General features: G+C 58.6%; 10 protein-coding genes. 7 read left to right on the plus strand and 3 right to left on the minus strand.

Features of this window, described 5'->3' with window-relative positions; translation table 11 throughout:
* The first annotated feature begins 71 nt into the window (after positions 1-71).
* The 7 genes from VL547_RS20885 to VL547_RS20915 all read left to right on the plus strand — a co-directional run bounded on the left by VL547_RS20885 (position 72) and on the right by VL547_RS20915 (position 7,367).
* Positions 72-1,352 carry a hypothetical protein gene (locus VL547_RS20885; protein ID WP_325581614.1) on the plus strand — a complete coding sequence of 427 codons (1,281 nt, stop codon included), beginning with the start codon at positions 72-74 and terminating at the stop codon, positions 1,350-1,352.
* Between the two features lie 12 nt (positions 1,353-1,364).
* Positions 1,365-2,468 carry a phosphate ABC transporter substrate-binding protein PstS gene (gene pstS / locus VL547_RS20890; RefSeq protein WP_325581616.1) on the plus strand — a complete coding sequence of 368 codons (1,104 nt, stop codon included), beginning with the start codon at positions 1,365-1,367 and terminating at the stop codon, positions 2,466-2,468.
* Positions 2,443-3,492, plus strand: coding sequence for a phosphate ABC transporter permease subunit PstC (gene pstC, locus VL547_RS20895; protein ID WP_325581618.1), 1,050 nt, complete (start codon positions 2,443-2,445; stop codon positions 3,490-3,492). The genes pstS and pstC overlap by 26 nt, the downstream gene beginning before the upstream one ends.
* Before the next feature lie 3 nt (positions 3,493-3,495).
* Positions 3,496-4,353, plus strand: a complete 858-nt coding sequence (gene pstA, locus VL547_RS20900) for a phosphate ABC transporter permease PstA (protein ID WP_325581620.1) — start codon at positions 3,496-3,498, stop codon at positions 4,351-4,353.
* On the plus strand, positions 4,335-5,093 hold the full coding sequence (gene pstB / locus VL547_RS20905; protein WP_325581622.1) for a phosphate ABC transporter ATP-binding protein PstB: 759 nt from the start codon (positions 4,335-4,337) through the stop codon (positions 5,091-5,093). Before pstA ends, pstB begins: the two co-directional genes overlap by 19 nt.
* 10 nt (positions 5,094-5,103) lie before the next feature.
* Positions 5,104-5,769, plus strand: coding sequence for a phosphate signaling complex protein PhoU (phoU, locus tag VL547_RS20910; RefSeq protein WP_325581624.1), 666 nt, complete (start codon positions 5,104-5,106; stop codon positions 5,767-5,769).
* Positions 5,770-5,858: 89 nt separating this feature from the next.
* Positions 5,859-7,367: a hypothetical protein gene (locus VL547_RS20915; protein WP_325581626.1), complete on the plus strand. Its 1,509-nt coding sequence runs from the start codon at positions 5,859-5,861 to the stop codon at positions 7,365-7,367.
* Between the two features lie 5 nt (positions 7,368-7,372).
* On the opposite strand, the gene VL547_RS20920 is transcribed toward VL547_RS20915, so the two are convergent.
* The 3 genes from VL547_RS20920 to VL547_RS20930 form a co-directional block, all read right to left on the minus strand.
* Positions 7,373-7,819, minus strand: a complete 447-nt coding sequence (locus tag VL547_RS20920; protein WP_325581628.1) for a hypothetical protein — start codon at positions 7,817-7,819, stop codon at positions 7,373-7,375.
* Positions 7,820-7,870: 51 nt separating this feature from the next.
* Positions 7,871-8,785, minus strand: a complete 915-nt coding sequence (locus VL547_RS20925; protein WP_325581630.1) for a TIGR01777 family oxidoreductase — start codon at positions 8,783-8,785, stop codon at positions 7,871-7,873.
* Positions 8,772-9,267 (minus strand): hypothetical protein (locus VL547_RS20930; RefSeq protein ID WP_325581632.1); only part of this gene is annotated, 496 nt, incomplete at its 5' end. The genes VL547_RS20930 and VL547_RS20925, both read right to left, overlap by 14 nt.

The raw sequence follows: 9,267 nt of genomic DNA on the forward strand, positions 1-9,267 counted from the left end.
TTCCTTAATATTCTGGTAACATAGCCGTTAAAGTGCGCAGCGTCCTTTGCCGGAACAAATTACATCTTGTTATGAGAAAAATCCAGACGCTCACCTTCGTCTCTCTTTTCATCTCTTTATTGTCTTTCTCGCTATCCACCCAAGCTCAAAACACTCCCTTCGGTAAAGTTGACTCCCTGATCCAACCGGGCAAGTACAACGTGTGGGGGTATGCTTTCATGGACTTTTATTACAAGTCTCATGCTGATACAGCGGGTTCCTGGGGCGGCGGCGCTTACCATGGCCGCGGCGGTTCCAACCAATACACCGGCGTTCCCAACCAGCACAGCTCCTTCCAGAGCCGTCGTATCTACCTGGGCTTCGACTACACGCTGAGCAAGCACTTCCAGACCGAGTTCCTGCTCGCCGACGAAGACAACTTCAACACCGCCACCGGCAGCCCCGCCGTTCCGAACGGCGACCTGCTGGCCAACGGCAAGTCTTCCTTCTACCTGAAGCTCGCCAACGTCCGCTGGCACAACATCTGGAACGGTACGGACCTCGTCTTCGGACAACAGGCCACCCCGTCCTTCCCGCTGCTGACGGAAGTTGTCTGGGGCTATCGCTCCATCGAACGGACCGTGTCCGATATCCGTCGTACCCCCTCCTATGACTTTGGCGTGGGTCTGAACGGTATCTTCGATCCCAAAACGCGCAACTTCGGTTATGACCTGCTGGTCGCCAACGGTTCTTCCGCCAAGCCCGTTGCCTACACCAACAACTTCAAATGGTTCTACGGCGACATCTGGGCCAAGCTGCTGAACAAGCACCTGTTGCTCGACCTGTATGCCGACTACTACCGCTACAACTGGACCCCGACCTGGCACCATAGCCGCCAGATGATCAAGGGTTATGTAGCCTACACCACGCCCAAGCTGACCGTTGGCGTCGAAGGCTTTATCAACACCCTGAAGGCTGACGCCATCCAGACCCCGACCGCCGGCGCCGTCGACACGGCCAACGCCGTCGCCCAGGCCCTGTCCGTCTACGTTCGTGGCTCGATCTACAAGGACAAGCTCGGTTTCTTCGTCCGTATGGATAGCTATAATCCCAACAAGAACCTGACGTCCTCCAACGTTACCAACTACACTAAATCCGTTGGGAATACCAGCAACTATTACGAGCAAGCCAACGGCAACCAGGACAACGTACACGAAACCTTCGTTACCGCCGGTATCGACTTTACGCCGATCAAGCAGGTACACATCATGCCGAACGTATGGTATGACCACTACCATACGATGGGTAACCCCACCCCCGACAATCATGACCTTGTCTGGCGTATGACTTTCTACTACATTTACGGCAAATAATACCTAATCACGATGCGTATACGTTCCATTACCACCTTGCTTTGCTCCGGCGCGCTGTTGGCCGGGATGAGCCTGACGACCAGCTGTAACAGCGGCGGGTCCGGCTCCGGCTCCGACACCACGAATAAATCTTCGGACGACAACACGCTGCTCGGCGCGGGCAGCACATTTGTCTACCCGCTTTTCTCTAAAATGTTCGCGGAGTACAATACCCAAACCCAGCTGAAGGTGAACTACCAGTCGATCGGTTCGGGCGGCGGCATCCTGCAGCTGACCAACAAGACCGTCGACTTCGGTGACTCCGACGCTCCCCTGAACGACGAACAGGCTACCAAGATCGGCGTCCCCGTCCTGCACATCCCGATGTGCTCCGGCGCGGTAGCGATCTCCTACAACCTGCCCGACCTGAAGGACACGCTGAAGCTCACGCCCGTTGTGCTGACGCAGATCTTCGCAGGCGACATCAAGACCTGGAACGACAAGGCGATCGCCGCCGTCAACCCCGGCGTAAAGCTCCCCAACCTGCCGATCGTGGTCGCCCACCGTTCCGACGGTAGCGGTACCACGAACATCTTCACCACTTACCTGATGAAGGTCGACAGCGCGGATTGGGGCAAGATCGGCAAAGGTTCCGCCGTCAACTGGCCGGGTAGCACGATCGGCGGCAAAGGTACCGAAGGCGTAGCCGGCACGATCAAGCAAACCCCCGGCGCCATCGGGTACATCGAGCTGGCTTACGCCGTTCAAAACAAGATGGCCTTCGCCAAGCTGCAGAACAAGAGCGGGAACTACATTACGCCTTCCGTAGCCAGCACCACCGCTGCCGGGAACGTCACCATCCCCGCGGATTCCAAGGTGTCCCTGTCCAATACCGAAGCAGCCGATGGTTACCCCATCTCCGGCTTTACCTGGGCCATCATCTACAAAGAACAAAACTACAACGGCCGTTCGCTGGACCGGGCCACCAAGCTGGTTAAGCTGCTGTGGTGGAACATCCACGACGGGCAGAAGTTCGCCGAGCCCCTGACGTATGCTCCGCTCCCCGCCAACGCCGTGACCGTAGCCGAAGCCATCCTGAAATCCGCTACGTATGATGGAAAGCCTATCCTTCAATAAAGAAGCGATCGTATCTTCGCCCGAAATTACCCGTAAGAGCTGGCTGCAACGCTGGCTCTTGCGGGTAATTCCTTATGCAATGAACAACGAGAAATCAGCGACCGTGACGAAGACCAAAGCCAAGACGACGAATAGATCCTCCAAGCAAATCCGATGGGAGAACTTCTTCCGGAATGCCCTCGTCTGGATTGCCGTGGCGATGGTGGTCCTGATGCTCGGCGTGTTCGTCACCCTTTGCATCCAGTCCATCCCGTCGTTCAAGGCCCTCGGCCTCAAGTACCTCTGGGGCCGCACCTGGGACCCGGTCAACGAAGTCTATGGGGCCTGGCCGTTCCTGATCGGCACGCTCCTCACCTCTTTTACCGCGCTGATCATCAGCATACCGTTTTCGTTCGCGGTAGCCATCTTCCTCGGGGAATACTACCCGAACGGGTGGCTGTCGAACTTCCTGAGGAATGCGGTTGAACTGATCGCAGCGGTACCTTCGGTGATCTACGGGTTCTGGGGGCTGTTCGTCCTCGTCCCGATCGTCCGCAAGCTCGAGTCGGGCATCGGCGCCCCGCCGTTTGGCGTGGGTATCTTTTCGGCCTCCCTGGTGCTGGCCATCATGGTCATCCCATATGCCGCCTCGCTGTCGCGGGAACTGATCCGGCTGGTACCCTCCCACCTCAAGGAAGGCGCCTACGCGCTCGGCGCGACGCGGTACGAGGTCATCATGAAGGTGATCCTGCCGTATACCAAGTCCGGGCTGCTGGCCGGCGTCCTGCTGAGCCTCGGCCGCGCGCTGGGTGAAACGATGGCCGTGACCATGGTCATCGGGAACAGCAGCGCCATCCCGTCGGGCAAGTTCTTCCTGTTCGGCCCGGGGAACACCATGGCTTCCGTCATCGCCAACGAATTTACCGAGGCGGCCACGACGACCTACCTCAGCGCGCTCATCGAGCTGGGCCTGGTCCTCTTCCTGGTCACCGTCGTCATCAACATGATCGGTAAACGCATCATCTCCAGATTCACGAACGAATAAGCCATGAACAAGAAGCCTACATCCCCGATCAACTACCGGCTCGCCAAGAGCAGGGCTTACCAGGTACTGATCATCATCTTCGCCATGGCGATCACCATCCCCCTGTTCTTTATCATCGGCTATATCTTTGTCCAGGGTGTCCAGAAGATCAACTGGACCTTCCTCACGCACATCCCCAAACCGGTCGGCGAAAGCGGCGGCGGTATCGCCAACGCGCTCGTGGGCAGCCTGATCATCGTGGCCGTGGCCGCGGTCATCGCCATCCCGATCGGCATCATGTGCGGTATTTATCTCAGTGAAAACAAGCGCTCCAAGCTCGCTTACTGGTCTCGTCTCTCCGTGGACATCCTCCAGGGCGTCCCTTCGATCGTCATCGGTATCGTGGTCTATTTCTGGATCGTCAAGCCCGCCGGCGGGTTCTCCGCGTTCTCGGGGAGCATCGCCCTGGCGATCATGATGCTCCCGATCGTGGTCCGCTCGACCGAGGAAACGCTCAAGCTGCTCCCCGATTCGCTCAAGGAAGCGGCGCTCGCCCTGGGTATCCCCTACCACCGGGTGATCCTGAGCGTAATCGTGCCCTGCGGCATCTCGGGTATCCTCTCCGGGGTCATCCTGTCGGTGGCGCGTATCGCCGGGGAAACCGCCCCCCTGCTCTTCACCGCTTTCGGTAACCCTTATCTCAGCGGCGACATCCGCAAACCGATGCAGAGCCTGCCGTTACTGATCTTCAACTACGCCACCAGCCCATACGACGACTGGCGCGACCTGGCCTGGGGCGCCTCCCTTATCCTGCTGTTGTGGGTATTATTATTAAACATTTTTACAAAAGTGATAACCAGAAGATGGAAGATACAATTGTAAGAGCCCAGAATTTCAACGCTTACTTCGGGACCAACCACGTCGTCAAGAACGTAAACATAGACTTACCCCGGAACAACGCGATAGCCGTGATGGGCCCCTCGGGCTGCGGCAAAACGACGTTCCTGCGTTGTATCAACCGTATGCACGAGCTCATCGCCGGCGCCCACGTCGACGGTAAGATGTACCTCCACCAGGAAGACATCTACGACATGCACCCCATCTTCGTCCGGTTGAAGATCGGGATGGTGTTCCAGCGGCCCAACCCGTTCCCGAACCTGAGCATCTACGACAACGTGATCGCCGGGTACAAGCTGGTGGGGATGAAGCTCCCGAAGGCCGAACGCGACCAGAAGGTCGAGGAATCCCTCACCAAGGCCGCCCTCTGGAACGAGGTCAAGGACTCCCTCCACAAAAAAGGCACCTTCCTGTCGGGCGGCCAGCAACAGCGGCTGTGTATCGCCCGCGCGATCGCCATGGAGCCGGAAGTGATGCTCTTCGACGAACCGACCAGCGCGCTGGACCCCATTTCCACGGCGTCGATCGAAGAACTTTTCTTCGAGCTCAAAAAGAGCTATACGCTCATCATCGTCACCCACAATATGCAACAGGCGGCCCGCGTGAGCGACCGCACCGCGTTCTTCTACCTGGGGGAACTGGTGGAGTTCGACGACACCAAGCAGATGTTCACCAACCCCAAGGATTTACGGACGCAGAACTATATTACCGGCCGATTTAGCTAAATTTATACTTATGACCCAACTCGAACTAGAACTCAACGAGGTAAAGACCGAGGTCGGCAATATGTGGGCCCTCGTCACGTCCCAATTGAACAAAGCCCGGGAAGCCATCCTCCATTTCGACAAGGACCTCGCCCGCGAAGTCATGCAGCGCGAAAAGCGGGTCAACGCCTTTGAGTTGAAGATTGACCGCGATTGCGAAAATATCTTTGCCTTGTATTGCCCGGTCGCCATCGACCTCCGGTTCCTGCTGGCGGCGTTGAAGATCAACAACAACCTGGAGCGGATCGGCGACATCGCCGACGGCATCGCCCGGTATGTGATCGACGCCCCGGCGCCGTTCCCCGCGCCGCTGATGGAGGCCACGCAACTGCTCCGGATGTTCCAGGATTCCATCAACGTGATGCAGGACGCCAAGACGGCCTTCGAGACCGAAGACACGGTCCTGGCCAGGACCATCTTTGAAAAGGACGAGGTCCTCGACCGGTTCAACCTGGCGGCCAACCGGCAGATCGCCGAGGTCATCAAGAAGGACATTAACCTCACGACGGAAGCCATGTACGTGCTGTCGATCATCCGGAAGCTGGAGCGCGTGGGCGACCAGTGTACGAATATCGCGGAGGAGATTATCTTCTATATCGAGGCGAAGGTGCTGAAGCACCTGCAGCAGAAGCAATAAATTGTTAGCGCCCCGGGGTTCCCCGGGGCGTTTTTTTTGAGGGCGGCCCTTTTTTTGTTATATTGTGTTCAAATCCAATATCTACTGTCATGAAACCGTATTTCGTGGCCGCCTTGCTATCGGCCATATGCTTAACCTCCGCTTCGCTAAGCGCCATCGCGCAAAAAGATTCCACATCCGCTGTTCCAAAAACGGAAGAGGAACCGGAAGGCCGGTACCACTGGAACCCATTGGACGTCATCCCGCTGACGGATTCGATCGCCTTGTACCGGATCAATTACCATGAAAACGAGGAAGGGCTCGCCATGGTCAACCGGTCGGGGAACCTGGTCGGCCAGGAAGTCCCGCTCCCCAAGGGGATGTTCGATATCGCGTTGTTCCATGGGAAGGCGCTGGCCTTTTACACCATGGATGCCGCCAAAGGCAACCGGGAGGTGCGGTTCCGGCCGGTCAACCTGGTCACCGGGGAAGTCGGGCCGGAGCAGACGATCTTTTCGATGCATTCCCCGTTCGTCATCCACTATACCGTGGAGCGCGACGCGGCCAAGCGTTTCCTGGGGCTGCTGGTCACGATGACCGGTTACCAGAACCTCAAGGGCGAAGAGAATGCCTCCAAGGCGGTGGACATCGCGAACCTGGGGAGCATCCAGAAGGCGACGCTCATCACGCTGAACGCCGCGCTGGAGCAGGAAGAGCACGAGCTGTCCGGGGCCTATGAAGGGAAGGCCTTTATCGGGGCCGGCATGTCCCCCAAGGGCGACCTGTTCTATACGTACACCCACAACGGGGAATTGACGACCGAAAAATACACCCCCGCGGGCGAGCTGGCGGCCACGCTGAGCTGCCCCTGGCAGGTCGAGGGCTTTGCGATCGGCGGTCATGCCTGCGGCGAGGTCGACCCCGCTACCGGGAACGCGTATACGCTGCAGCTCCAGTTCGTCATGCACAAGGACATCCACCACGCCTGCGCGTACCGGTTCGACTTTGGCGCGAGCCAGGTCTATGTGGGCAAAGAAGAAACGCTCGACAAGGAATACCTCAAAAATTTCAAGCACGACGCCAGCGGGAATAAAATGCGCGGCTACCAATCCGTGTACGGTCTCGACGGCGCCGTCATGCAACCCGTGCAGATCGTCGAAACCCGGGATTTCGTGATCGTTTCGCAGGAAATCCAATACCTGATCTCCGGCCGCAGCTTCACCGACTTCAACTACGGCATCGGGTCGCTGATGATCTACGACAAACAGCTCCACTTCCTCCGCCAGGTCCTCCTGGACAAACACTCCGTCACGCCCTACAGCATGGGCCAGGGGCGGCAAATGCTCCACCTCGACGGCGATAAGATCGACATCCTGACGGTCGGCTCGTTTGGGGAAGACCGGCACTCCAACATCGGCTACTATACCCTGGACCCCGCCACCGGCGCCCTGTCGGCCCGGTTCATCGTGCGGAACCGGGAGTGCAGGGGGCTGGAGCCCATGCCCGCCACCGCTTTTTGGAGCGGCAAGGCGCCGGTCATTCCGTACTTCTGGTTCAGGCTGGCGGGATGGAATACGACGAAGGAACGCGCGCGGGTCGAGCCGGCGGTGTTTGAGTGACTTCCTTAGGGGCAGCCTTCGCCCAGGTAGTAGTCGTATTCGTAGGTGCCGTAGCCGCCGCTGGTGATGCTCCAGGATAGGGTGTTGCTGCCCGTTGCGGACGTGTGGCAGCCGCCGCCGTTGGGATAGCTCATGTAAAAGCTGCACTCGTGCGCGGGGGAATCGGACCATTTGATGCTGATCTGCGGGTTGGCGTCGGAGAGGCTTATCGTGCCGCTCGAGAAGCTCGTGGGCGCGCCCGTGACGGGGTTGGCATTCGCCAGTGTGAACACGTCGTCATAGTAGACGGTGCCGCTGGTGCCGTCGTAGACTTTTACTTCGTAGTTGAAGGAGGCGGAGGTGGCGTAGTTGTAGACGAGGACGTTGATGTTGCCGGGTTTGCGCTTGTTGGGCTTCGGCGCCGCGCCGCCCAGGAGGACGGCGAGCGCGGTCAAAAGTAAGGTAGATCTCATGTCATATGATTTTTTAGAATATACGCCGGATTCCTTACTTGTGGTATCCGTTTAAAGGCGGATTTTGGCGCCCTGGACGTCAATGGCGGCGATGGCGTCTTCCATTTTAGGGTATTTCCAGGTAAAACCGGCTGTTTCCAGCCGCGCGGGGAGGACCCAGCGGCTCTTCAGGATGAGCTCGGGTTCGGTGCCGATTATTATGGCGCCGAGTTTGAGCAGCCACGTTGGCATGGGGAGACCGGGTTTTCGCTTTCTGATGATCCGCATCTGCTGCGCGTTGGTTACGGCGTAGGGGGCGGTGCAGTTGACGACGCCGTTCTCTTGTGGGTGGTTGAGGAGCCATTCGGTAACGCGGGCGGCGTCTTCTTCGTGTATCCAGCTGACCATCTGGCGGCCGTTGCCCTGGGGGCCGCCGAGGCCGGCTTTGACGAGGTTGTGGAGGCGGGGGTAGACACCGTCGTTTTTTCCAAATACGATACCCATGCGGAGGGCAACCTGGCGGGTGCGGGGATCGGCGGCGGCGAAAAAAACGCGTTCCCATCTTTTACATATGTCGACGGAGAAGCCTTTGCCAATTTCGCCGGTGGTCTCGTCCTGGGGGCGGTCTTCGGCGTGGCGGTAGATGGTGGCGGAGGTGATGTTGATCCAGAGCTTGGGCGGGTGCGCCAGCTTTTGGATGACGCGGCCCAGGAGGGCGGTGGGTTTGGTGCGGGAGCGGAGGATGGCCTGGCGGTTCTTTTTGGTGTAGCGGCAGTTGACGTTTTTGCCGCAGCAGTTGATGAGGAGGTCGGCGTGCTCGAGGGAGGAGGTCCAGGGGCCTTCGGTGGAGGCGTCCCAAAGGGTGGCGCCGGGCGCGGCGTGGCGGCTGAGCAGGATGACCTCCTGGGCTTTGGTGGCGTAATACTCTTTTAGGACCTGGCCGAGGTAGCCGCTACCACCGGCGATGACGATCTTACGATATTGCATATAGTACGATTAAACGGTAAAGGATCCAGGTTATGGTCGGGAGGTAGTTTAGTTGTAACAGGCGCGTGCGGCGGAGGTGCTCGAGGAACATGAGCATCACCACGCATACGAACCAGGGTTTCGCGGGAAAGGGGAGTAAGAGTAATAACGCGCCAACCAGCGAGATGGTCATCATGTTCCCCAGGTAGTCCCAGTATTTGTCGGGGCGGTAGAGCGCGATGACGACGCCCTGGAAGACGATCTGGCCGCCGCAGATCAGGAATTCGCGGTAGGGACCGCCGCCGGGCATGAGCGCGGGGGCGCATCGGGTCAGGATGGCGCTGACGGTCAGCCAGGTGAACAACAGGTAAAGCACCCGGTAGCGGATATTCAGCGCCGGGCCTTCCGTTCCGGAGGGCATGATTACGCGGCGGTTGTAGGAGATGAAGAAATACGCCTTGCGCATGAGCCAGGCGAAGGGCTTGTTGTGGAAGACCGGTTTG

The sequence above is a fragment of the Dinghuibacter sp. genome (assembly GCF_035492835.1).
Lineage (GTDB): Bacteria > Bacteroidota > Bacteroidia > Chitinophagales > Chitinophagaceae > Dinghuibacter.

What these genes read in the sequence shown, in the direction of transcription:
- VL547_RS20885 (WP_325581614.1), top strand. Translation starts at nt 72, where the DNA reads ATGAGAAAAATCCAGACGCTCACCTTCGTCTCTCTTTTCATCTCTTTA.
- pstS (WP_325581616.1), top strand. Translation starts at nt 1,365, where the DNA reads ATGCGTATACGTTCCATTACCACCTTGCTTTGCTCCGGCGCGCTGTTG.
- pstC (WP_325581618.1), top strand. Translation starts at nt 2,443, where the DNA reads ATGATGGAAAGCCTATCCTTCAATAAAGAAGCGATCGTATCTTCGCCC.
- pstA (WP_325581620.1), top strand. Translation starts at nt 3,496, where the DNA reads ATGAACAAGAAGCCTACATCCCCGATCAACTACCGGCTCGCCAAGAGC.
- pstB (WP_325581622.1), top strand. Translation starts at nt 4,335, where the DNA reads ATGGAAGATACAATTGTAAGAGCCCAGAATTTCAACGCTTACTTCGGG.
- phoU (WP_325581624.1), top strand. Translation starts at nt 5,104, where the DNA reads ATGACCCAACTCGAACTAGAACTCAACGAGGTAAAGACCGAGGTCGGC.
- VL547_RS20915 (WP_325581626.1), top strand. Translation starts at nt 5,859, where the DNA reads ATGAAACCGTATTTCGTGGCCGCCTTGCTATCGGCCATATGCTTAACC.
- VL547_RS20920 (WP_325581628.1), bottom strand. Translation starts at nt 7,819, where the DNA reads ATGAGATCTACCTTACTTTTGACCGCGCTCGCCGTCCTCCTGGGCGGC.
- VL547_RS20925 (WP_325581630.1), bottom strand. Translation starts at nt 8,785, where the DNA reads ATGCAATATCGTAAGATCGTCATCGCCGGTGGTAGCGGCTACCTCGGC.